This is a genomic window from Pedobacter sp. AW31-3R (assembly GCF_052180285.1).
Classification (GTDB): Bacteria; Bacteroidota; Bacteroidia; order Sphingobacteriales; family Sphingobacteriaceae; genus Pedobacter.
The window spans coordinates 776837-800476 of record NZ_CP197475.1 but is presented as its reverse complement, the minus strand read 5'-3'; the positions used below and the strand labels follow the sequence as shown (position 1 = coordinate 800476).

17 protein-coding genes, 1 tRNA gene and 1 pseudogene are annotated in these 23640 nt (G+C 43.8%); 1 reads left to right on the top strand and 18 read right to left on the bottom strand.

Annotated elements, in window-relative coordinates; translation table 11 throughout:
• Positions 1 to 56 precede the first annotated feature (56 nt).
• Positions 57 to 926, top strand: a complete 870-nt coding sequence (locus tag ACSBL2_RS03370; protein ID WP_442590262.1) for a helix-turn-helix domain-containing protein — start codon at positions 57 to 59, stop codon at positions 924 to 926.
• A gap of 105 nt (positions 927 to 1031) precedes the next feature.
• Here ACSBL2_RS03370 and ACSBL2_RS03365 read toward each other — a convergent pair whose 3' ends face one another.
• From ACSBL2_RS03365 to ACSBL2_RS03280, 18 genes and pseudogenes are all read right to left on the bottom strand, one after another.
• Positions 1032 to 1745 (bottom strand): hypothetical protein, encoded by a 714-nt coding sequence (locus ACSBL2_RS03365; protein ID WP_442590261.1) that lies wholly within the window; start codon positions 1743 to 1745, stop codon positions 1032 to 1034.
• A gap of 32 nt (positions 1746 to 1777) precedes the next feature.
• Positions 1778 to 3271: a RagB/SusD family nutrient uptake outer membrane protein gene (locus ACSBL2_RS03360; RefSeq protein ID WP_442590260.1), complete on the bottom strand. Its 1494-nt coding sequence runs from the start codon at positions 3269 to 3271 to the stop codon at positions 1778 to 1780.
• 30 nt (positions 3272 to 3301) lie between these two features.
• On the bottom strand, positions 3302 to 6589 hold the full coding sequence (locus tag ACSBL2_RS03355; protein ID WP_442590259.1) for a SusC/RagA family TonB-linked outer membrane protein: 3288 nt from the start codon (positions 6587 to 6589) through the stop codon (positions 3302 to 3304).
• Between the two features lie 364 nt (positions 6590 to 6953).
• A complete protein-coding gene (locus ACSBL2_RS03350; protein WP_442590258.1) occupies positions 6954 to 8087 on the bottom strand; it encodes a FecR family protein in 1134 nt (377 codons plus the stop codon).
• 103 nt (positions 8088 to 8190) lie between these two features.
• Complete coding sequence (locus tag ACSBL2_RS03345) at positions 8191 to 8787, bottom strand: RNA polymerase sigma factor (RefSeq protein ID WP_442590257.1); 597 nt, start codon at positions 8785 to 8787, stop codon at positions 8191 to 8193.
• A 76-nt stretch (positions 8788 to 8863) separates the two neighbouring features.
• Positions 8864 to 9907, bottom strand: coding sequence for a sialidase family protein (locus ACSBL2_RS03340; RefSeq protein ID WP_442590256.1), 1044 nt, complete (start codon positions 9905 to 9907; stop codon positions 8864 to 8866).
• A 1335-nt stretch (positions 9908 to 11242) separates the two neighbouring features.
• Positions 11243 to 11315 (bottom strand) — tRNA-Phe (locus ACSBL2_RS03335).
• Between the two features lie 461 nt (positions 11316 to 11776).
• A complete protein-coding gene (locus ACSBL2_RS03330) occupies positions 11777 to 12349 on the bottom strand; it encodes a WcaF family extracellular polysaccharide biosynthesis acetyltransferase (protein ID WP_442590255.1) in 573 nt (190 codons plus the stop codon).
• Positions 12327 to 13193 (bottom strand): annotated as a pseudogene (locus ACSBL2_RS03325) (glycosyltransferase family 2 protein); the annotation flags it as partial. The gene ACSBL2_RS03330 and the pseudogene ACSBL2_RS03325, both read right to left, overlap by 23 nt.
• Before the next feature lie 84 nt (positions 13194 to 13277).
• Complete coding sequence (locus ACSBL2_RS03320; protein ID WP_442590254.1) at positions 13278 to 14420, bottom strand: XrtY-associated glycosyltransferase XYAG1; 1143 nt, start codon at positions 14418 to 14420, stop codon at positions 13278 to 13280.
• A 339-nt stretch (positions 14421 to 14759) separates the two neighbouring features.
• Positions 14760 to 16160: an exosortase Y-associated Wzy-like protein gene (locus ACSBL2_RS03315; protein ID WP_442590253.1), complete on the bottom strand. Its 1401-nt coding sequence runs from the start codon at positions 16158 to 16160 to the stop codon at positions 14760 to 14762.
• Entirely contained in the window at positions 16153 to 17409 is a 1257-nt protein-coding gene (locus tag ACSBL2_RS03310) for a glycosyltransferase family 4 protein (RefSeq protein ID WP_442590252.1), read from the bottom strand. The genes ACSBL2_RS03315 and ACSBL2_RS03310 overlap by 8 nt, the downstream gene beginning before the upstream one ends.
• Entirely contained in the window at positions 17406 to 18686 is a 1281-nt protein-coding gene (locus ACSBL2_RS03305; protein WP_442590251.1) for a glycosyltransferase, read from the bottom strand. The genes ACSBL2_RS03310 and ACSBL2_RS03305 overlap by 4 nt, the downstream gene beginning before the upstream one ends.
• On the bottom strand, positions 18679 to 19875 hold the full coding sequence (locus tag ACSBL2_RS03300; protein WP_442590250.1) for a glycosyltransferase: 1197 nt from the start codon (positions 19873 to 19875) through the stop codon (positions 18679 to 18681). The genes ACSBL2_RS03305 and ACSBL2_RS03300 overlap by 8 nt, the downstream gene beginning before the upstream one ends.
• Before the next feature lie 13 nt (positions 19876 to 19888).
• On the bottom strand, positions 19889 to 20929 hold the full coding sequence (locus ACSBL2_RS03295) for a glycosyltransferase family 4 protein (protein ID WP_442590249.1): 1041 nt from the start codon (positions 20927 to 20929) through the stop codon (positions 19889 to 19891).
• The gene (locus tag ACSBL2_RS03290) at positions 20922 to 21914 is read right to left on the bottom strand and encodes a hypothetical protein (RefSeq protein ID WP_442590248.1); all 993 of its coding nucleotides are present in this window, start codon (positions 21912 to 21914) and stop codon (positions 20922 to 20924) included. The genes ACSBL2_RS03295 and ACSBL2_RS03290 overlap by 8 nt, the downstream gene beginning before the upstream one ends.
• A gap of 5 nt (positions 21915 to 21919) precedes the next feature.
• The gene (locus tag ACSBL2_RS03285; protein WP_442590247.1) at positions 21920 to 22624 is read right to left on the bottom strand and encodes a hypothetical protein; all 705 of its coding nucleotides are present in this window, start codon (positions 22622 to 22624) and stop codon (positions 21920 to 21922) included.
• Positions 22621 to 23619, bottom strand: a complete 999-nt coding sequence (locus ACSBL2_RS03280; RefSeq protein ID WP_442590246.1) for a glycosyltransferase family 2 protein — start codon at positions 23617 to 23619, stop codon at positions 22621 to 22623. The genes ACSBL2_RS03285 and ACSBL2_RS03280 overlap by 4 nt, the downstream gene beginning before the upstream one ends.
• Between the last annotated feature and the right edge of the window lie 21 nt (positions 23620 to 23640).

The following is a 23640-nucleotide window of genomic DNA, read 5'->3' as shown; positions in this document are numbered from 1 at the left end:
TCATTTTTATCTATCCCTGTAAGCACAGATTTATCTCAGGATGACTAAATTTGGAAATGGATACGATAAGAGAGATTACCCCACTTACTCAAGACGACTGTTTTACCGTATTCTCCCGGTTTAAAAAAGAGTTCGATTTCCCGCTCCATATCCATGATGAAATGGAGCTGAACCTGATCATCAATGCAGGCGGGGCTAAAAGGATAGTTGGTGACCATAAAGACATCATCACCGATCTGGAACTGGTACTTATCGGTTCTAACCTGTCGCATGGATGGTTTAACCACGATTGCAAAAACACCCATATCCACGAAGTCACCGTGCAGTTTCACCGTGACCTGCTGGACGATCGTCTTTTAAAAAGAAAAGAACTCAGCCAGATTGGAAAAATGTTCGAGACCGCAAAAAGGGGGGTATTGTTTGCACCTGAAACCATCCAGGAGATTGCCCCCAGAATTATTGGACTCAACAAGCTAAACCGCTTTGATTCCATACTGGAGCTACTTTCTATCTTTCAATACCTCGCCCAGTCGGACAATATGCGCTTATTATCAGAATCGACCTTCAACCTTGACAGGTTCGACTATAACAGCCGCAGGATTGAAAAAGTCTTTGAGTTTATGAATGCCAACTTCAGTAAACAGATTACACTGGCTGAAGTTTCCAGAGTAGCCAATATGCCTGAAGCCTCATTCAGCCGTTTTATAAAAAACCGCACCGGTTATACGTTTATTGACAGCCTTACGGAGATTCGACTGGGACATGTGACAAGGATGCTGATTGATACCAACTCTTCCATTGCCGAGATTGCCTTTAAATGCGGCTTTAATAATATGGCCAACTTTAACCGGACGTTTAAGAGTAAAAAAGGGTGTACACCCAAAGAATTCAAAGCCGATTACCACGGCAATACCATCTTCATCTAGACTGGCACATCTCTTTTTGCAGCAGTACATCTTTTATGTTTTTCCGGTCATAGGTCCCTGATAGGTATGGTATGGTCAGCGAATACCACACCATACCTCAGGCAATTAATAGTTAGACATGGCGTATACACCAAAGGCGTTGGCACCGCTTGTGGTTCCCACCAGTCCTTTGATCACCAGCGTAATACATTTGAAGCGGGAAGAGGCAACGCTAACCACACCAGTCGCCGGTAAAGTATAGGTAGCCAAAATATCGCCGCTGGAATTTTTGACCTGAAACGAAGTGCCCCCAGCTGGAACTATCGTTTTCAACGGCAATAGGACAAAATTGCTGAGGTCTTTATAGGCCAGATCACCAAAGATGCTGGTGGAGGGCGCAGCAGCAAGCGTAACCGTCATTGCTGTGCTATTTGGTGAGCAATTGATCACCCGAACCCGGATAATGCTGTCCTGGCTAAAAGGCGGTATGTCATCTTTCACAAATACGGATTCAGGTGCAGCAGCTGTCCCTGTTAAAAAAACAGAATAAATACCGCCATTCACAATTTCAGGGGATTGATCATAATAGGAAGTTGAAGGACTATTCGTGGGGTACAGTCTGATACGAATGTTACTGCCAGCATTCAACTGGAACAACTTGTAGCTATTTATGGTGGCGCTATCTCTAACATTGGTATTCAGCTTGACATTGGCACCACCGATGACTGCATCTGCTACATTTAAAGAAGCGAGTGGCGAAAATTTAGGGGTGTCCTTTTTGCAGGAGGCAAATGCTGCCAGCAAAAGAAATAGAAGTAAATATTTGTTTGATGGATTCATGATTTCTGTGTAATTGTTCTTAATCAGTGGACTTAGTAACCCGGGTTCTGATGACCATTCAGCAGTGGACTGCGGTCAATTTCAGCCTGAGGGATAGGATAAAGTGAATAGGCATTATTCCAGTTATTTGGCGTCGATGTAGAAATAACTTTCAGTGGAGTCACGATGGTCATTACTGCATCTATAGTACCCGCCCGTCTAAGATCCAGCCAACGGTGTCCCCATTCTGTAAACAATTCCAGTTGCCGTTCCTTCATTACTGCTGTCAGGATATCTGCCGGAGATAAGGAACCTGAGATAGGAGGCAGCGGGTTAGGTAGAGCTGTGGTTTCGGCCGCACGCGCCCGTGTACGGAGGACATTTAAATCCTCAGCAGCAGCAGCAATTTTGCCCAATTTCGCCCTGGCCTCGGCCCGTATGAGATACTGCTCAGCTAACCTCAACATCATAGAATACTCCGCAGTGGCTGCACTTACACTGCCGATTTTATATTTGGTAGGATAGAAATAGGTCGCGCCCGATACGGTAACCGAGCCTATCCAATACCCTACTGTTCCCCGAAGATCTCCCGCACTGAAAGCACTTAACTGCTGATTGCTTAAATATACCGGGTTAGCAGTGCTTGGGCCTGATGCGGTTAAGATAAATGTCCTGCCTTCGGCAGTATTGGCGAGCGTCAATGTTCCTACAGGTTGAGTAGACCAAATGGTTTCCCTGCTATTTTTGAGGAATGCATCATTTAAAGCCGGAAGGCTATACAAACTGGTATGGTCAATGACCATACCCGCCTGTGTCTCCGCTTTTTCATATTCCCCTGTGTACAGGTAGGTACGCGCCAGCAGCGCCGTTGCCGCCCATTTGTTGGGCCGCACCCGTTCTGTTGTTCCACTGAGTAAGGTTCCGTCTACATAACTATCGCTTAAATCGGTTTGTGCTTCGGTAAGATCCTGCACAATTTGCTGATAGACCTGTGCCCTTGGACTACGCCCGATTTGTTGATTAACGGTATAGTCGCCCGATAAAGCCAGGGGTACATCACCATATAAATTTACCAGGTAGAAATACATATAGGCCCGGATAAATTTCATTTCCCCCAACAATTGCTGCTTCACCCCGGGACTAAGCGTTGTGGCCGAATTCAGACTATTGATCGCCACATTGGCATTGTAGACAAATGAATATAACTGTATCCAGGGTGTGGCATTCGCCGGCGTTACCGAGTTCTGATAATATTTAAGTAAATCGTCAAATCCAGACGTAGAAGGTGGATAACCATTGAAGAAAGAAAGTTCATCGGCGGACAAGCCCGCCCTAAGACCGATGCTTTTAAAAGGATCCGCCGGAATATTCATCCCACTGATGGTCGCATAGGTATTGGTGATCGCGGCGATGGCTGTAGCGTCCTCAGCAAAAGTTTTTTCATCAGTAAGCAGGCTTTTTGGCAAACCGCCATCTGTCAGTTTTTTACAAGCTGAACTGATCAGGATCAAACTTGTGAGTATGGTTAAAGAAATCTTTAATTTCATGTGTTTATTTATAAGTAGTGAAGGTCTTATTTATAGTCCCAATCTGGCACCAAAGGTTAGCGTACGCGAGGCCGGATAGCTCGTATTTGAGTTAAACTCCGGATCTCTTCCAAAGTAATTACTGATGGTCAGTAGATTCTGGCCCAGGACAAATACGGAAGCGTTTCTGAGTAAGGCCTTTTTCGCCCAGTTCTCCGGAATCTTCCAGGATAGCGAAGCATTACGAAGTTTGATATAGGAAGCACTGGTAAATCCCGCATCATTGTATAAATACGAATTATTGAAGGATACACTGGAATTTGTGGTATACAACATCCTTTCTGCGATATCTCCTGGATTCTGCCAGCGGTTAGTCACGTAGGCGGGTTGGTTGTTACTCACCGAACCGGTAAGGGTGGTAGGGAAATACTCGTTTTTAGCTTTTTTGTTCATAAACTGAAAAAGGAAATCCAGGGATATGTTTTTATAGCTAAAGGTATTTTGAAATCCCCCATAGAACTTCGGATTAAGGTCTACCGAGACATAATCTGTAGCGGAATTGGGATTCATCGTCGGATTCCCATTGCTGTCAGAGAATACATATTGTCCTGTTGCCGGGTCTACACCCAGGAAATGGAACTGTTTGGAGATATTAACCGACTCGCCAATCACCAGCCTGGAAGCATAAGAAGAACTGGCCAGATCTGGAAATGATATCAGTTTGTTCTTCGGAAGTGTTAAATTGAAGGAACTGGTCCAGGAGATGTTTTTAGTACTCACATTATTGGTATTCAGGGAAAATTCCCAGCTTCTGTTTTGTACTATTGCAGGGAAATTGCTGCTCACCGCTCCAAATCCACTGGCATAATAAGGCACAAAATAGGATAACAACTGGTCGGACGAACGGTTGTGCGAATAGTTGGCTTCAAATAATACTTTGTCTTTAAAAAATCCGGTTTTTATGCCAAAGTTCAGTTTGCTTGTTTGCTCCCAATGCAAGTCGGGAGTTGCGATCCGCGTCAAAGAAAGCACCGGAATTGTTTGATAAGTACGTGACGATGCACCATAGGTAGCGAAATATTGGTTGTCATTGATCTGGTCACTGCCGGTGATCCCATAACTTACATTCAGTTTTCCAAAACTTAACCAGGACAGTGTTTGCTTAAAAAAGGCTTCTTCTGTAAATATCCAGCCCGCACCAATAGCCTGGAAATTATGGAATCTATTCTCCGGACTGAAGCGGCTGGTTCCATCCCTGCGAATGGAAAAGTTGAAGAGGTATTTGTTCTTGTAATTGTAATTGGCCCTCCCAAATACGGCACTGTATTTATAAGTGGAGGCTACAGTTCCCGAACTTTCCAGCGTAGTCGCGCCAACCAGCGTTTGCATCAGGTCGTCGCTCACATAACCTGAGGCATTGATGATCTGTCCGTCACTTCCATTCTGCTGTGCACTGGCACCCAGCAATAAATTGAGCTCACCCCATCCCTTAGTCAGCCGGTAAGACAATTGTGGTTCGATGTTCCAGCTATTGGTTTTATTGTTTGCAAATTGAGAGGTACGACTTACAAAAGGCCGAAGGTAGGGCTGGTAACTGGACAATGGAGCGGTGGTCACCTCACTAGAACTTAAATCATTATAGCCCAGATTAGCCTTAAGGTATAGTCCTGGAACCAATTGATAACTGATGTCGGAGTGAACAACCAAATTACGGGTATTGTTGGTATAAATGCTTTTCAGTGTCGCTAGGGGATTGTTTCCGTAGAGATAGGTAGAAAGGCCGGCCGCGTCAACCGCAAAATTCAAACTCGCATCTTCATTATATAGCGAAGGAGCATTCGGTGCCAGTGAAGGCACAATGGCGGCTACAAAATTGGTAGAGCTGGGCAAAGTATTCGAATCATCCATATAACTACCGCCAAACTGGATCTGAAATTTTCGGTCATTGGAGACGCTGTTGATCTTAAAATGTCCGGAGGCTTTGGTATTTTTGAAATTCCCGGGTAAAAAAGAACCCTGATTGATGAGGCCTCCTCCAATCACGTATTGGGTATTGTTGTTTCCACCCGACAACGTTAGCTGATAGTTGGAGAAACTACTTTTCTCTCCCAGTACTTCCTTTTGCCAATCTATATTGCGGTCATTGTCGTATCCATACATATTCAAAATATCATAGGCATTTGCTGCCGTTGGTATAGCATTGACATTCTTGAGCGCCTCTCTGCGCATCTCCAGATATTCCCCGGTATTGAGCTTATCGAAGTCATTGGTAAATGTGCTAAATCCGGTTTGGAATGACAGGTCAACTTTCATTGCCCCACTTGCCCCGCGTTTCGTTGTGATCAATATGGCGCCGTTGGCTGCCCTTGAGCCATAGATGGCTGTAGCGTCTGCATCTTTAAGGATGTCAATACTTTCAATGTCTGCGGGATTAATAAAACTAAGGGGGTTACCGGGTGTCCTGCCGGAATTGCCAACATTGATCCCATTGAGTCCGGTCGCCAATAGCTGTGAGGGATAAGGAACACCGTCGATCACATAGAAAGGATCATTTCCGTTAGAGATACTATTTTGCCCCTGTACACGGACCGTGATGCCCCCATTCGGACTGCCATTACTTTGGGAAATCTGGAGTCCCGGCACCCTGCCCATCAGCGCCAGCAGTGGATTGGCCACCGGTTGCCTCTCCAGATCTTCCGCTTTTACCGTACTGATATTAGAGGTGCTCAATCGTTTGGAGGTGGTACCATAGGCCTGAATCTGAACTTCATCCAACTTACTTGTCGACAGTTTTAAAATGATACTGGTTAAGCTGGCACTTGCTTTAACCTCACGTTGTTCATATCCAATATAGCTGACCTGAATGATGTCATCCGTGCTGATATTTTTAAATGAAAACTCTCCGTGCAGTCCGGATATTACCGTTTTTGATTTGCCCTTAATCAGCACAGTAGCACCAGGTATGGGCTTGCCGGTTTCATCCAGAACTTGTCCGTTCACCTCTATTTCATCAAACTTTTCCAGAATCTTTTCCAGGAAAGATTTCTCTTTAGTCTTAATGATCACAGTTTTGGAATCTATGACATAGGTTAAGGGCTGTCCTTTAAAAATTTGTTCAAGAATTTCGCTGATCTCCGCATCTTTAACCTGCAGGCTTACCGGTGCAGCAGTTTTCAACAACTGTTCTGTGTAAATAAAATCGTAGCCAGTTTGCCGGCTCAGGTCTTTGAATACCCTTTTCATTGGAGCCCGGGATGCAGACAGGCTCACCTTCTGCGCGAATCCCGATGCGCTCACCTGTAGGAATGAAGTAATTAATATCACGATGATCAATCGCATAGTCAGCATGATTTGTTGGTATATACGTCGGTATACACCTGGTTCTTTTGGCCAATTTTGATACATTTTGTCGTTAGTTTTTAAACTAAACTCTTTAGGGTCGACAAGAGACCTGACAATTGCTTTAGCAAACAATTATCATTAAGTTTGTTTAGTCTGGTTTTCTGCAGCGGCCTTTACTTTCCAGGGACCGGGCAACTGCAATGTTTAGTTGATAAGTCATACAAACGGAACCATACAGAGCCAGAAGTCTATACTTCTGGTTTTTTTATGTTCCGGATACTGTAGTTAATTTCGTATTTACGTGGGTATCATTATTTTCATGTAGTTTGGTTTATGGTGAATAGATTTGTTGATTTAACCTTCATTTGGAGACATAAATTTTTCTGCCTTCGATTTTAAAATGCACTCCTCCCGTAGTTTCCAGTACCCTTAAGACACTGGAAATATTGTCGAATCTGGATACTTTACCTCCGAAGGTAACATCCGGTAATGGCCCCCTATAGATCACATCGACATTGTACCAGCGCTGTATCATGCGCATGACCGATTTAATATCATTGCTTTCAAACATGAATTTGTTGTTTTTCCAGGCTATGGCCAGTTCGGTGTCTGTATCCGAAACCCTGGCTGTTCCGGCAGGATCAACAGTAGCCTGCTGATTTGGCACCAGGGTTATATTTGCTTTTGCGGCAGTAATTTGTACTTTTCCTTCCAGCAAAGTAGTGGTGGTTTCATTTTCATCAGCATAGCTATTGACATTAAAATGAGTGCCCAAGACCTTTATCTGCTGATTTTTAGCAATTACAATAAATGGATGTGCACTGTCTTTGGCAACTTGAAAAAAGGCTTCACCTTCGAGATTAACCTGACGGTTTTCTCCATCGAATCGGGAAGGGAATTCAATCTGGCTGGCGGCATTGAGCCATACTTTCGTTCCATCAGGTAAGGTGAGCATGTACGTATTCCCACCTGCCGTAGCAGCGGTATACCATTCCCTCTTATTTAATTCTGCTGAGAAAATTGCTTCGGTACCATCATTATACCTCACCTTGCTTTCTCCGATAATTACCCCTGCTTTGCTGCCGTTCAGACTGATCCTTTTACCATTCCCTATCCGGAGTGTAGCTCCGGATTTTCCAGGTGCAATGTCATGGGCGTAAGTGATGCGGGATTGCCCATTTTCTGGGGGTTTATCCTGATATTGAAAAAACCAAAATCCGCAGACCAGCGCCACTACGGCCGCAGCTGCTGCTGCTGTGTATTTCCAGGTTGATCTTTTTAGCGGGATAGATTGCTTTGTGCCGTTGATCTGGGCGATAATTCTATTGTGCAGGTTTTCAGTCCCTGTCCCGGTCATCGTCCAATGGATATCACTAAGCTCCAAAATTCCCTTAGCGTCCTCCGTTAAGGCAAAATCCCATTCCTCCAGGTAAGTTCCCGCCTCAATAATAGACATTACGTCTTCAAGCTCCGCCTTTGAGCATTGCTTTTTCATGTATTTTAAGAAAAGTAATACGATATCCTGATTCAATGCACCCATTTATAACCAATACACATGAAAAGCACAATACATCCAATAGAAAACAAAAAAAATTAAACTATTTTAATAAACTGATACATGCCAGAAGAACTGAAAGTCCATTTTTTGTCCGGATATGTTCCCTGATAAGACTTAAAGCCTTACTCATATGCTTATTTATGGTACTTTCGGTCACATTTAGGGTTTCTGCAGCCTGTTTATAACTCATCCCTTCCATGCGGCAAAGAATAAAGGTCTGTTTCACCTGACCTGACATACTGGCTATCGCTTCATTCACCAAGAGGTTGCTTTCGTTATACTCCAGCTGCAGTTCTGTGGTATTTTCTTCCTGAAGCGCATGTCTTCTGATCTCAGATAAGATATCAACCTCATGTCTGGCTCTTCTTAAAAGATTGAGCAGGGTCCGTTTTGCAATGGTAAAAAGATAAGGTTCAAAAGGTCTTGAAGGATCAATCTGGTCACGGTTTTGCCAAACCTTTATAAAAGTATCATGTACTACATCTTCGGCAAGAAATGTTGATTTGGCTGTTCGCTGAACATAGTACATCAGCCTATTGATATAACGGTAATACAAGACAGTAAGCGCCTGCTGATCTCCAGCTTTCAGCTTGTTCAGTAGCTCGTGTTCATCATTGGTGTCATCGTATCCTTTCATCGCAGTATTGGCTAAAATACATACATTGTACAAGAAACCTGCTATGGAGCCGATATTTATACCATCTTCAGCCAGACTATAGCCTCCCCTTTTGCAATACTACATGTTTTATATTTTTCCGGTCATAGGTATAGGTAATGTGCACCAGGCCATCACTTGACTGAATAATGGAAGGATAACTGTATTCTTCCTTTAAGCCATCTTCCAATACAGCAATGTCGGTCCATTTTTCTCCATCAGTGGAACTTGCCACCCTTAGCTTAGCCCGTCCATTGAACCAGTCTTTGCCAGGTACATCAGGATTATAGACAATCAGTTGGTTTCCATCTGACAGTGTAACTGCATCTGTCCCGGAGTTCGGATTTAACAAAGAGGTTTTATCCCATTTACCCCAGGAAATTCCCCCGTCTGATGACCAGGCCTGCATTACACTCCCCTGCCTGCTTCTACACAGCAGCTGCAGTTTATTCTTTCCATAGACAAGGATACTGGGCTGTATGACCCCAAATGCAGATCCATGGTCTACCGGGATGAACTCCCAGGTTTTACCTCCGTCGATTGATCTTTCTATATGGGCTACCCAACGCGTCTCATTGCGTTCTACACTGGAGGGCGATAAAATAGTGCCATCCTCCAATTGTATGGGTTTATTTTTTATTGGCCCCAGGATTCCATCCGGTAGCCTCGTGGCAGCCGACCAGCTTTTTCCATCGTCATCTGAAACCTTTAGCATTCCCCACCATTCCCTTGGATTTGGTCCGACCTTATAGAAAAGGAAGGTTCTCCCCTCCCGCGATTTAAATAATACCGGATTCCAGCAAGGAAAGCGCAGGGAATCTGTGACCACACCATTCGCCACGTTCAGCGGAGCGGTAATTCCGTTTATATCTATGTTACTTAACCATATATCTACATCCTGCTTTCCTTCCGCTGATCCTCCAAAACAGGCCAGGAGAATCTTCCCCGGAGTAACCTCCACCAGGGTTGAGGCATGGCATTGTTTAAACGGAGCCTGATTAAATAGCAATTCTTCTCTTATTTTTTTCCAGGAAGATTGTGCATTGGACAGGGAGATTGGATGAATTGCATAAATGAGGACGACAAGGAAAAATCTTTTCATGGTATCAAATAAGAATTATTGCAACAGCTTTATACTTGCAGGGATTACATTATCGATGCAATATAGCAGTCTTTCCGATACGATCATCGCTTCGATTTGAAAATGAGTCAAGACCAAAAGTTGTGGGGAGCATGTTAAATGAGGTATAAATCCGTTTTCACCTCTATAAGAAGAATTTGATCTTTCTCCTCCACCTGAATTGACTGCTAATCGATTTGAGTTTTAGCATTAATTTCTATAGAAATAGCATCAAAGCAGCCTGAGAATTGATCACCATTTTTTACTCTTCCACATTCATCTTGCTCAAAAATATCAATGATGCTCCTACAGTACCGGGAAGCAAATACGAAGCCTCCAAAAAAGCAGATTGATTTTAAATCGGGAACCAGTGTAGATTTTGCGTGCTTATCAGAATTTCCAATAAGAAATATGCAAGCCGTTATTGATTATTTAAATATCATATAATGACCATAATTTAAATCAAATGAACATATATTTTAAGTAATTGTACACGCTATCTATTCGGTACGTCCTCGGTCAGAGAGCGACTCAGGTGTATATTATTTCCGTGAAAAGTCCGTGTAAAAATCACTAGTGTTTTTTACCCGCTCAAAAGTCGGACTCAACTCGCAGCTGACACGCAGCTTGCCCGAAGACGTATCGAACAATTCTAAAACCATTACCAAGTTCTAAATACACCCCAGCATAAACTATTGCCAGTTTTGCACAAAATGAAAATACTTCATATAATGACCGCTGAGCGAATTAATAATTCAGCACATGATATGATATAAATGCTTGCATTTAAGCACACAGAAACGCTTTAAATAGCCTAAAAAAGTAAAATCATCAATTCTTATACAGAGTCCCGGCACAATAGTCGACATACCTCACCGGATTGAGTTGGTTTCTGATCAATTCAGATCCGTTTCCCCTCCATATTTCCATGGTCAGAGATCGAGAAAATTTCAGTCTGATTTGTATTTTTCATACAACCGTCATCCGCTGATTTATCATTAACCAATAGTTAAAACAGAGACATCGTATCTTCAGGATCAGAATTTGTATATCTTCCTCTTTCTGGACAGACTTTGATTCAATTTATTTGAGACTGGATCATTAAGTATAAAACACAACAGGTCCTCATATCGTGATTACATCGGAAAACAGCTTTCCATAAAAGCCATTATGGTATTTGAAACCTTGTCCCCACAGCTTTTGAGCTGACTTAATGCCAAGTTTATGACTTGATCCTTTTGATTCTGATACTAAATATCAATTTTGATATTGAATAAAAAAGGCCTGTTTTCTTGATAAAAACAGGCCTTTTTGAAGTGGTGCGGGACGGGATCGAACCGCCGACACAAGGATTTTCAATCCTTTGCTCTACCGACTGAGCTACCGCACCAACTTGTTATTGATAATTCCCTTCGGTTGGGAGTGCAAATGTAGTGTCTTTTTACTTATATCCAAATATTATTTGAAAATACTTTAAATATTGCAGGATTCGACCTACCCGACAGTATGCAAATCCTGAGTTGAATTCCGTTGTTCCACCACCTTCCAATCTTTACTTCCGCAAAATTTCCAAAAACAGCACATTCCAGCCATCATTTACGGATTAAATTAGCCAATAGCTTATAAACAATTAACAGCAAGCAAAGCGTACACCTGAGTCAGACCTCAGGTTGACAGGCCCTTGGTAGGTCATTGAAAAAGGGGGACTGGATATCAGTTGGGGAGCAGACCTGGAGAGCAACCGTACAGAAGATACCGATCAAACCCTGCTTCTTGCTTATTTTCCGGAGACGGGAAGAGTGCGTGAACTGATTAATTATGCAGGTACTATTCGTTATGGACTAACCCCAATCAGCGAATGCAACGGGCTCTTACCGCAACAGCGGGATTTCCCTGGTAAACCTGGTAGGGACCCAAATCTTTTGTAGCCACAGAACCGGCGCTAAGCACTGCATGGGAGGAAACCGTGATGCCCTGGTTGACAATTGCCCCTGCCCCAATCCAGGCTCCGTCTTCCAGCACAATACGCCCTGTGATTAAATCGAATGCCGGCATTTTATAATTATGGCTCCCGGTCAGTAACAAGGCTCCCTGTGAAAGGCAGACATGGTTGCCAAGAGTAACCATCACCAGGTTATCTATCCAGACGTTTTCTCCCAGCCAGCAATGATTTCCAATACACAATAACCCGGGTTGCTTGATATTTACACAGGGTTTTATCACTACCCCTATGCCTACTTTTGCCCCGAATAAACGAAGCAGGAAAACTTTGATAAAGCTGAAGGGAAAAAGACTGGTCTTAAAGACCAGGGCATTGATATAAAACCACAAGATCTGCTTGAGCCTGCTGCCATCGGGACGATAAGGTGAATTATGGTACGCGGATAGATCAGTTGTCCGCATCAATCCTATTTTTATTTGCATTCAGCAATTCATTGATTTTAACATCTACAATAAAACGGAACCAGAAAGCATGCAGAAAGTGAAAAATAAAACCTCTCCTGCCGTCCAATATCCCCAGTCTGAAGACATAACGGTAAATAAAATATATTGCCGGACGAATGAACAGGGGCATACGCCACCACAATTGCTTGAGAAAGGCTGTCCTTTCATCAGGACTGCCCCAAAAGGCAGGTTTTATCGTTTGTCTTCTCAATTGTGTTCTGCGTTCTGTCTCTTCTTCCGCCAGCAGATCGCTGTAACGGTTGTGTTTATCCACCCAGAAGCGGATTTGATTTTCTTTTAGATTCTCTTCCTTCAGGTAGCCATCTTTCCATACCACCGACCTTCCCTTTACAATAAAACGATGGTCCATGTTTTCATTTAAATCCGAATATCCATTCGTAAACCTGAACATCTTTAACAGATACAGCGGAAAATATCCACCATGTTTTATCCACCTGCCTTTAAAGTAATTTTTCCTGTTGAAGTAAATCCCGTCAATACCTTTATAATCTTCATCCCGAAAAGCAAGAAGGCGATTTTTTAATTCCTGACTAAGCTCCTGATCTGCATCCAGGCCTATGACCCATGGGGTTTGAATGGGAAATGTCGTTAAAGCAAAGTGCCATTGCTGCGGATGATTGTGGAAGGTATGGTGTTTAACAACTGCAGCATGGGCTGCAGCAATGGATAAGGTGTTGTCAGTACTTCCAGAATCAAGGATAAAAGTGGGGGCCTGCAATTCAGCGATAGAATCCAACAGCCGCGGAAGGTGTACTTCCTCATTGAAGGTAAGGATGATGAAGCTGAATGCTGAATTATTCAATGGTTGAGATGATTTGTAAAAGGATAAACTTAAAATAGGACAAATGATGGGCACGATAAGTATTGAAGGTGATACTGATATTCATTAGTGCTTATGCGGATGTATCTGGTGATACATATCCAGGTATTGCTTCAATTGTAGACTTTCATTGAAATCATGCATAATTATTCCAGGTGCCAGTTTCCTGACCGACGCTAACTTCTCCGGATCATTGGATATCCGGTTCAGCTGTTCCAGAAGTGATACTGCACTGGTTTCACTGATCCATCCCAAATGATGATGTTCCACGTACTTCGCAAGACCTACATTTTCAGTCAGCAGCACCGCGGTCCCGACACTGAGGCTTTCAATCACTACGTTGGCGAAATTTTCATCATAAGACGGCAGGACCAATACCTCATGTGCTGCAAGCAGATTGAATTTACCTGTAGCCACAAAACCTATCCATTTGATATGTTTTTCAATCTGGTAGTATTTACTAAGCTGTTTCAGTTCCTCAATATAATCGGCCTCAGCACTTCCGGCTATGGTCAGTTCATAAGGAAATACAGCAGTAGCTAAAGCCTTAAATAAAAGTTCAAGACCCTTTTTTTGATCTATCCGGGAAAAGAAGAGCAGTTTCAGTACAGCCGACCCCTGCTGAACAGTTGCCACGTCAGCTGGGGAAAGCTTCACAAAATTGTATAAGGTAAAAATCCCTTTGGGTCGGAGAATCGCCGAAATGGCCATATGTTCTCTTTCGGCAGTCACATGAATAAAACACCTGTTCAACAAGGGTCTTCCAAGCCACTGATGAAACATTTTTTTTATTTGAACATGCCTGCAGGAAAAGGAATAAGGACTTAATGTACCACGGGGAGAAAGCACCACAGGAACATTCCTTAGGATAGCAATCAGGCAGGAAAGTACAGAGACCAGGTTCCACCAGGCATGGATGTGTACCACGTCAAATGACCGCACCTCCTTCCATAAGCGCACCAGCAGTTGTGGAGAAAAATGGCTATGGTCTTTTGTGATCCGTTCAAAATACCTTACAGGTACACCATCCACATAGATCCTTTTCTTCCGGATAACAGGAAGTTCCTCATTTCCATTTGCTGTAGTCGTGAAAACTTCTACCTTCACACCTCCTTTTACCAACTCTTCACTGAGTTTGGAGACAGACATCGTTGGTCCGCCATACACATAGGCCGGCTTATAAGCCGCTGTGACCTGAAGTACTTTCATATTTATATCTGTGTATCTCAATACCTATATTTACTTATACATTTATATCTAGATGTTAATAATTCTAAACATCTTACTATTCGAATACATCCATATTCATCACTTAACCTGTAGTAAAATCACAAAACTCTTATTCACATCTTAGTATCTATATTTTTTTATACAACAACATATAGATATCTATAAACCTAAGCGTCTTTAAATCAAAATATATTAATATCATTAAACCAACTAATGATCAAATCTTTCCATGCTTATCGAAACCATCTCCTCAACAATAATTGACCTCACCATAGTGCTGCAGTTTCTAATTTTCCTGAAACAGAAAATCCTGTTCGATTAACATTTCTGTAAAATATTTGTAAACCGCAATCCCCAGAAAACAACATACATCGTGATATAACTCCAGAATACCGTATTCATCAAAAACTCAAAATTTTGCCCCCGCCAGAAAACCTGGAAAAGTCCGGAGAAAACAAGTGCTGTTCCCAGCATATACCCTCCAAATAAATCTTCAGCTTTGAACGCGATGAGCTGACAGATCGCTCCATAAACAAACAGGCTTATAAAAATGCCTATGCCTCCTCCTGAAAGAAAGGCATCCACAATAAATGGCGGTTTTGCAGAAACATTGGATTCCCGCGATACTGCTCCGGCCTTATATACACGTTCCATGACCATGGTTTCAGTAACAGGTTTTGAGGGCCAAAGTACCCGCGGAATAATAGCCATGAGCGATTGCCTGATCAATTGCATCCCATAATAGTCCACCTGTGCGGGAGTGGATTTAACATACTTCGTGAACATATCAATCTCACTCAGCCGATAGCTGAGAAAATCACGGTTACTCTGATTTTGCCCATTGCTGAAAGTACCATTCAATGCCATTGCTGTAGCCTGTCCGGCAGACATGCGCCCGGACCAGGCCTGTTCGCGAAAAATGCGGTTATAGGTAGGAAGCAACAAAAATAGCAGGAAAAGCAAAGGAATGAAAATCATGCTGACTCTTCTTTTGTAATCAGGATACAAAAAGACACCGAGGATAAGTACACTCAGGATAATGGGTTCCTTAAACCCGGAGAGTAGGGCATGGTAAAAATTAAAGGCATAGAGCAACGCAGCAGCAAGGGTATTCCAGGTATTTCTTTCAGGAATTGCCATGGCAAGAGCCAGTGTACCTGCCGTAAAACTCAGCGTATTGAACTGGTGGGAAAACTGTGACAGGCCACTGATGAAATTAAGGCTGTAGGATAGGACAAAGGTAATTAAAGCAATCCTGAAGATCAATGTACTGAACCCGGCAGGATCATAGACATATCTGCGTTCCATAGGATAACGCATAACAGAAAGAATGCCGCAGACAAAGGATGCATGTGCAAGGCAGTAGTAACGCTGACACTGCGCGGTCAGCTTCAGCTGTTCAGCATTCGGTAAAAAGAACTCATCCGGACTTTTAAGATCAACATACCCCAGGACATCAAACCAATAGAATATAGAGGTACAGCACATGTAACCGGCAAAGATAATTTGTACCAGAAAGATTGGGCGCATGAGCTGTGCGGCAGGACTCCTGTCATCTGGCAAAGGTTTGATCTTCCCTTTCATACTGAGGTAGAAGATAACAAAAGATCCCAGCCAGGAAATGAGGTAAGAAAGGATATCGCTATCCTTAAATAAGACCGCAAGCAGCCATGGAACAAAAAGAATAACATATCTGTCTATATAAAGCCGGTTATCCATAGGTGAATACAGCTGCAGTGATGGCCTGCACCTGCTTATCAAATGTCCACTGGTCAATGATCAATGCTGAATGCTGTCCCATTAAGGTAAGTCCGCTTCTCCCCTGCTGGACAAGGGCGACTAAAGTTTCCCTCAGGTTGTTTGCCGATTTTGCCTTAAAGACTGCGCCGTTAATTCCGTCTTTCAGCAGGTCAGCCGCACAGCCAACCTGGTCTGATACCAATACTGCAGTCGAACAGGCCATGGCTTCATTTACCGCAAGTCCCCAGGTTTCAGAGACAGACGGCAGGCAGAAGAGATCACATGACTGATAGATAACGGGCATCATCTGCTGGTTCTGAAAGTCCAGAAAATGGATTCGGGAATGAGCGGATGCTGCCGATTTCAACTGTTGTTCAAGCGCACCATTCCCGACGAAGAGCAGATGTACTTCTGCATGTTGTTGTGGGATGTTTTGTCCTGTTGTTTCTGCAGGGACTTGTAAAGCATATTGCAATTGCTGTTCCTGATGAAGTTCTAAGGTTTGCTGATCAGCTTCCGGCCAGATCTGCAGGAAGGAAGTCAGCAACAGCAAGGGGTCTTTATTTTGCTCAAATTTACCGGCGAAAACCAGTAAAATATCATGATCAGACAACCGCAGCCGGCTTCTGAAATCCTTCACCTCCACCGCACGTTTCTGAGAAAACCGTAAGTTGTCTATGGCGTGGGGGGCAAAAATCAATTGTTTTTCCTTCAGCCCAAAGGCAGAAAAGTATGCTTTATTCCTCATACCTACATATAGCGCATAGTCCGTATGGGAATAAACCCATTTCAACACCATCTTCCTGAAAAAAGATTTCAATTTTCCTGAGCTTCCCAGCAAAGTAGAATCACCCCTGAAAAATACAGGTAATTTATGTTTAAAATGGCGCAGAACTTTCAGGTGGCTATAATTTGCCCAGCCATACACCAGCAACGCATCAGGCTGCCAGTCTTCAATAGCCCCGATCAGCCCTGGATTGATAATGCCTAAAAAATGATGAGAACCTTTATCCGATGCCACATTTTGCACCCAGGCATAGGAATACCCATCTAATAAGGGAATATCCCATTCAATAGCCTTACCAAAGCCCTGATCAAACCTCTTCCCTGCTTCTTCACCTAAAGTATAAAATACTTTTATGGTCAGTTCACGTTCCGCCTGCAGGAGCTTGAAAAGCGGTGCATAATATTGTATAGGATGTGTACTGATAATGGCTAGTTTTTTCATGGGTTCCTGACTACGCGGTTAAATAAATCCACCTGCATCCTGCTCTTGTTCTCCGCGGTATGTTCCTCCATTGCCGGATGGAGCAAGAGTGATTGTACATTCCTGTTCGCCAGGGAGGTTAAAGCTTCATATATTTTTTCCACTCCATCTTCGTCGGAAAAACGAACAACCACCGCATTGCTGCTACATTTCCCGATGACTTCAATTACACTGCTTTTATCATGAAACACGGCTATTAAAGGTTTCCTGCTGAAAAGTAAGGGATATATTTTTGAAGCGGTATACTGGGGATCATCAGATCCGGGAACAAAAAGCAGATCAGCATCCTGTACGGTCTGCAGGGCATGGTAAAAACTGATCCGGTCTGTATGTTCAGTCACCTGCCGGCCAAGCTGGTACTTTTCTGCAAGGGGTAAAATGCTGGGTTTTCCTTCTCCTGCAGGTGCGTAACTGGTCCCAATAAAATAGAAATGCAGGGTATTGAAGAGGTCGGGATGCAGTTCCTGTCCCTTTTTCATCGCCTCAAATAAAGTGGTGACAGACAAGTGCATATCCTCTCCCCCTCTTCCAATGTATACGACATTGAGCTTATCGGTCTGCAGCAACCGACTGAAATTTTTCTTATGGCGCATGGCAATATGAAAATCTTCCTCCAGGACACCAAAGGTAATGACGGAAGAGGGAACACGGTTCAGCCGCGGATAACGCTTTCTTAAAGTGGACAGGTATGCTGCAGATACACTGATCAGTCCCCCTACATACCTCATCGCCAAAGGCTCCAGGTATTTATTCAACCGGTAGGAAAACCAATATTTGGCAGGCTGCTGTGATTTAGGCTTATCTTTATAATAATCGGAATGCCAGGGATCCTGCATGTCAATTACGTAGGGAATGTTGTAGACCTTTTTCCAGTATGCCCCCAGAATACATACCGGGAACTGCGTGGTAGAAAAATAGACCAGGTCATAATTACCGGTTTTAAGCAAGCGGTTTACCGATCTGAAATAAAAGTATAACGATCTTAAGGCGAGGTTTCCCAGGCCAATTTTTGATGTCCATCTTTTACTGAACGCATCTACAAAATGGATCTTTATCGCATCCGGAATACTTTGTAACAGCAAGTCGTCCTTTTGCATTTCCGAGTGTTCCGGTTGAACAGTGACCACCTCTGCTTCCCATCCATAGGTACTAAAATAGGGCAGACTCATTCTTACCCGGTGCATATCCGCAGCATTGGATGGAGCGAAATAAGGGGAAATAATTAATACCCTACGCATCCCTTTCCTGTCTCCTGTTCCCTGCTACAGCGTTTCCAGGTATGCTGTTTACTTGTATCCTGTTTACGCGTATTTTTTCATCCCGTATTTTTTTAACAAACACCTGCAGCTGATCAATCCAAGGCTCCAATCTGAAATTCAGGGCGTTATTTTCTGTAGCCTGTTTCAGCTGCCCAAGCCAGGATTCCGAATTGAGATGCCTGAGTACCATATCAACAAATGTGGCAGCCGTATTGTCTTCACAAACCACCCGATGGTCAGTCAGCTCATACCCCCGCGTTCCTGCCGGAGTGCTGACGACGGGCAGCCCCCAGTTGATGCCCTGCGCCAGCTTGGTAGAAGATCCACGGGAATACCAAAACACCGGATTCAGAAAGAGTGACCACCCTGCAGCTTCTTTGATCAATTCATCAGGAGAAAGGACACCCGCATAGCTGATGAAAGAATAGTTCTCCGCAAGGGTACGTCCTGCTGCCGGCGGACCGCCAACTAACCTTAACGTTCCCTGAAAATCCCTGCTTTTCAAGTCATCTGCAATTTCCGTTAGTCCCTGCAGATTGGGCAAATGATCTAATGTTCCTACAAATCCGATCTGCCGGTCTACAGGATTCCAGCTGATAAAGTCTGGAAAAAGTATCCTGGGCAGAAAAAGAATCTGCTGAACACCCAGCCACTGATTGATAAAGCTATCGTTTTTACTGATGGCCACTACGCCATCTAATAGATGCTGGAAGAGATGTTTCTCCTTCAGCAGCAACCTGCCCAGTCTCCAGGTCTGGACAAGGGATGCCGGACGGGAAGAGCTGAAAGCATGAAGGTAATCGCCACTTTCATTCCCATGGGAAAGACCAATAAACTTCACATCGGAAGGAACGAGGTGTTTTAATGAGGATACCCAATGGGCAAGATTCAGCTGATTAAACAGCACAACCTTTATATCATGCTGTTGAATCACCGCAAGCAGTTCTTTCAAATAGGAAGCCGCATCGTACAGGCTATAGGTTTCAATTCCCAGTTTAATCTTTATCCTTTTGCGGATCGTCAGCCTTGGCTGTACTTTAAAAGGTATCAGGGAATATCCTGCAGATTCAAAATAATGCATAAATTCAGCAGTACACAACTGTACCCCACCAGGCACCTGGTAATCGACATACTTTTGTGCGGTGATAAAAAGAGCAGGTGTTTTCATGGGTTTATTCGTATCATTTAATTGAATTTTTAATCAATGCTGCATATAAGTCCAGGTAGGCTTTCACAATCACCGCTGAAGAAAACCTTTCTTCCGCATCCCTACGTACCCATTCACGGTCTATCTGACTGATCCGTTTTACAGCCTCCACCATATCGTACACTGAGGTGCATAAAAATCCATTCAGTCCATGTTTAACGACTTCAGGAACTGCACCCCTGCTGAAACCGACCACTGGTGTTCCACAGGCCAGGGCTTCTGCCATGACGATTCCAAAAGGTTCATCCCATTCAATAGGCATCAGGAGCGCAGCCGCTTTTCCCAGGAGCTCATTTTTCGCAGCATCATCGACCGCACCGGCATACCGGATCTGCTCATTTAGGAAGGGGGCAATTTCGGTGTCAAAATAACCTGCACATCCCTCCGGAACATTTCCTGCAATGATCAGTTTGCGACGGCTTTCTATCGCTACCCTGATGGCGGTATGTGTACCTTTAATCCGTTCGATCCTCCCCAGAAATACAAGTGGAGCATCAGGTTCCAGGGTATGGCTACAGGTATATGTCTCCAGGGGAAAGCCATTATAAATGGTATATGCCGGGGCGAAAGGTTGAATTTGCCGGGTGATATAATTACTGCAGCCTGTAAAAGACAAGGTATGGGCTCTGGCCAGTTTTACTGCTTTCCTGATTTGTGCGAGTGTTGGACTCCGCTGGTAGCTCATCAGCTTTGGCTGACGCAGCGGCAACTGTGGAAGGAGATAGGCCAGACGCCCGAAACTGTGGACAATATCGTAATTCCCGAAGATGATGCTTTTATTGATCAACCAGGCATTTCTTAAAAAGTCTGTTTTACGCCGGCTGGTTTTCCCCTTGTAGGCATAAAGCTTTGCCTCAGTAACGGAATCTTCATGCGCAAACAGGCTCACTGCATGTCCCTGGCGATGATAACCTTTGATCAGCATACCGATCATACGTTCTATCCCTCCGTACAAAAGTGGAGGAACCGGAAGCTCAGGATCAGCAATAATCGCAATTCGAAGCACTTTAGTCATTTTCCAGTTGTTTACGTACTGACACCACAATATCCAGGTACATTGCTGCACTCTTCTCGAGTGTCAGGTTTTCAAGAATATACTGTCTTGGCGAAAATTCTTTAAAACGGCCAAGGAAAGTCGCCAGTTGAAGAGGAAAATCTTCAAGACCAGAGAATTTGCAGCCGCAGCGATCGTCCCAATAGGGAACAGAACTTACTGGCCCATACTGTACCTGATGTGGATAATAGGCGGGATCCTGCCAGAAGCCTCCCCTGTCCCATGCCAGTATAGGGGTATTGGTAGAAAGGATTTGCTGGTAAGCCTGCCCCTGTGTTTCATGGGTACACAGGAAAATAACAGCCCTGGAATTGCCCAGCCTGGTTTTCAACTCTGCCTGGGTGTAGCTGCCGTACCTGATGAACTGGTAGCTTAGCCCTTTCTCCTCCAGCACCCTGACAATGGGATTGATGAAATTTTCTTCCGTCACCAGATCTGTCCATCCTCTTTTGTCATAAATGAGAAAGTCAAATTCCCTGCAGTCGCTCAGGTTTGTATGCCATAACTGCGTATCAATTCCTGCGGGCCATACCAGCACCCGATCGCCATAATAAGGCCTGCACATGTCCTTCATCCATTCTCCGGGAACCAGGAAACGTTTCACCTGTGGATATTTTTCAAATAAATCCGGACATACTATGGGATGGGAATAGATCCCGGCTCCGAAGATGACCGGATTTTTCCAGCTCCGCCCAAAAAACACCTGTGGTTTACCTATAATGCAGGCAATCTCCTCCGGGTGCTGATCAATATAGTTGAAATCGTTGAACCGGTAAGGAATACCCAGCCGGTCAAGCCCCTGCATCAGGCTAAGGGCAATTTGCATGACGCCCCCCGGGCGTTGTTTGCCCCTGAGGATACGGCGTATGATTTTTCTTGGATACCGGTCATACGGAAACCACCTGTCCGGATCCGGTTCCTGATAAAAGAGGTTTAAAGGTATCATATCACTTATTCTTTTATAAAATCTCTTCGCCCGGAACCAGCCACATACCCTTCGATATTCGTTCTGTTCAGCAGGAGATAGTTCTTTTTATATTTTAGTATGCGTGCAAAAGCCTGTTCAAGTGAAAGCTGGTAAGAAATACCTATAGCTGGCCTATAATAAGCTAACATTGCATTACACAGGCTCCTTAACCCATGAATTCCTTTGGCGTAGGAAAATATTTCTTCAACGGCCAGCACCAGCATCTCGGTCAGGATGGCTTTATTTTTCACATAGTAAGCCCGTGTATTAAAAGAAGAGGTCTTCTTATCGAAATTCTCTCCGATACCGATCACCTCATACTTCTCCAAAAGACCGGAATCCATGGGCTTAAACTCTTCATTAGGAGCATACCTGCCACTGATTTTAAAAATCGGTACATCATCAGGCAGGTGATGCATATTGTTCAGTAAGAGCAATGCCTCACTTATTCCCTTGTTCCGGAATTGGTACTGCCGGTGATGGTATGGCTCCACTTCAGGAAAGTCTGTGAACAGTTCCCTCAACCTGTTTTCATCAATCAGATCAGAGTTATCAAACAATAATATTCGTTCGAAATCAAGGGAAACTAATTTCCCCAGTGCAGACCTGGTTTGTTCCACCCTCTCAGCAGGACTAAAAAAGCTGTGTATGGTATTGGGGTATAAACAGGAAGTAATTATTGCTATCATTTAATTTTAAATGGCTTCTTAAATAAATACTGTTTGAGCAGTTGAAGGTATTTCGTGAACTTCCATCCCAGTAAGGTCTTCAGGTAATTCCCCAACTTTCCCGGAAATTGGTAATCTGCCTTGAAACCTGGATCCGTTTTTTCGATTTCCCGATCCGCTATAGCTGCCAAGTCAGGGTGAAAAGGATAAGCAGTAAATTTAAACTGATGCAGGCTTTTCAGGTAGGCCCTTCCGGCATTCACAGAATTTGTATGGGTTGACAGCTGTCCGAATTTCAGTATCATGGCATTCAACTGTGACCGCAGGTGAACAGCCTGCTTTCCGGCCGACAAGTTATTGGAGTTCGTATACTTCCTGTAATAACTGTACCCTTCGGACCTCATGGTGCCCTTTGACTGAAGTAAGACCCTGCAAAAATATTCCCCGTCGTCATCTATGCTGAGTGTTTCTTCCCATCGCCCCGCCTTGTCAATGATGGATTTCGGTGTAAGCCAGGCATGGACGGTCACCATAGATCCGTTTGCGGAATATCCTCCCCATAAGTTAATCAGGAAATTAACCGGATCGGTATTGATCAGGAAGGCATCCTCAGCTGCAGAGGGTACACAGGAAAAAGGATCAGCTCCATTGCTGAAATGTACAGTACTACATACGGCAATATATTCCGGATTCAGTTGCAGCAGCTTCACCTGTGCTGTGATTTTATCTGCACTTAACAGATCGTCAGCATCTAAGAATTGGATATATTCCCCTTTGGCTTCCTTCAAACCAAGGTTTCTTGCCGCAGCTGCGCCCTTATTTTCCTGACGCAGGAGTTTAATATACTGCCCGTCAAACTTTTCGGCAACAGCATAAGAGTGATCCGTAGATCCATCATCCACCAGTATAATTTCTATCCGTGGCCAGGTCTGGTCAATGGCAGATTGTATCGTATCCGCTAAATAACATGCACTGTTATAAAAAGGGATAATAATAGAAACCAAGGGCAGTTTCATACGGATGATAAATTTTCAGCT

What these genes read in the sequence shown, in the direction of transcription:
- ACSBL2_RS03370 (WP_442590262.1), top strand. Translation starts at nt 57, where the DNA reads ATGGATACGATAAGAGAGATTACCCCACTTACTCAAGACGACTGTTTT.
- ACSBL2_RS03365 (WP_442590261.1), bottom strand. Translation starts at nt 1,745, where the DNA reads ATGAATCCATCAAACAAATATTTACTTCTATTTCTTTTGCTGGCAGCA.
- ACSBL2_RS03360 (WP_442590260.1), bottom strand. Translation starts at nt 3,271, where the DNA reads ATGAAATTAAAGATTTCTTTAACCATACTCACAAGTTTGATCCTGATC.
- ACSBL2_RS03355 (WP_442590259.1), bottom strand. Translation starts at nt 6,589, where the DNA reads ATGCGATTGATCATCGTGATATTAATTACTTCATTCCTACAGGTGAGC.
- ACSBL2_RS03350 (WP_442590258.1), bottom strand. Translation starts at nt 8,087, where the DNA reads ATGAAAAAGCAATGCTCAAAGGCGGAGCTTGAAGACGTAATGTCTATT.
- ACSBL2_RS03345 (WP_442590257.1), bottom strand. Translation starts at nt 8,787, where the DNA reads ATGAAAGGATACGATGACACCAATGATGAACACGAGCTACTGAACAAG.
- ACSBL2_RS03340 (WP_442590256.1), bottom strand. Translation starts at nt 9,907, where the DNA reads ATGAAAAGATTTTTCCTTGTCGTCCTCATTTATGCAATTCATCCAATC.
- ACSBL2_RS03330 (WP_442590255.1), bottom strand. Translation starts at nt 12,349, where the DNA reads ATGCAAATAAAAATAGGATTGATGCGGACAACTGATCTATCCGCGTAC.
- ACSBL2_RS03320 (WP_442590254.1), bottom strand. Translation starts at nt 14,420, where the DNA reads ATGAAAGTACTTCAGGTCACAGCGGCTTATAAGCCGGCCTATGTGTAT.
- ACSBL2_RS03315 (WP_442590253.1), bottom strand. Translation starts at nt 16,160, where the DNA reads ATGGATAACCGGCTTTATATAGACAGATATGTTATTCTTTTTGTTCCA.
- ACSBL2_RS03310 (WP_442590252.1), bottom strand. Translation starts at nt 17,409, where the DNA reads ATGAAAAAACTAGCCATTATCAGTACACATCCTATACAATATTATGCA.
- ACSBL2_RS03305 (WP_442590251.1), bottom strand. Translation starts at nt 18,686, where the DNA reads ATGCGTAGGGTATTAATTATTTCCCCTTATTTCGCTCCATCCAATGCT.
- ACSBL2_RS03300 (WP_442590250.1), bottom strand. Translation starts at nt 19,875, where the DNA reads ATGAAAACACCTGCTCTTTTTATCACCGCACAAAAGTATGTCGATTAC.
- ACSBL2_RS03295 (WP_442590249.1), bottom strand. Translation starts at nt 20,929, where the DNA reads ATGACTAAAGTGCTTCGAATTGCGATTATTGCTGATCCTGAGCTTCCG.
- ACSBL2_RS03290 (WP_442590248.1), bottom strand. Translation starts at nt 21,914, where the DNA reads ATGATACCTTTAAACCTCTTTTATCAGGAACCGGATCCGGACAGGTGG.
- ACSBL2_RS03285 (WP_442590247.1), bottom strand. Translation starts at nt 22,624, where the DNA reads ATGATAGCAATAATTACTTCCTGTTTATACCCCAATACCATACACAGC.
- ACSBL2_RS03280 (WP_442590246.1), bottom strand. Translation starts at nt 23,619, where the DNA reads ATGAAACTGCCCTTGGTTTCTATTATTATCCCTTTTTATAACAGTGCA.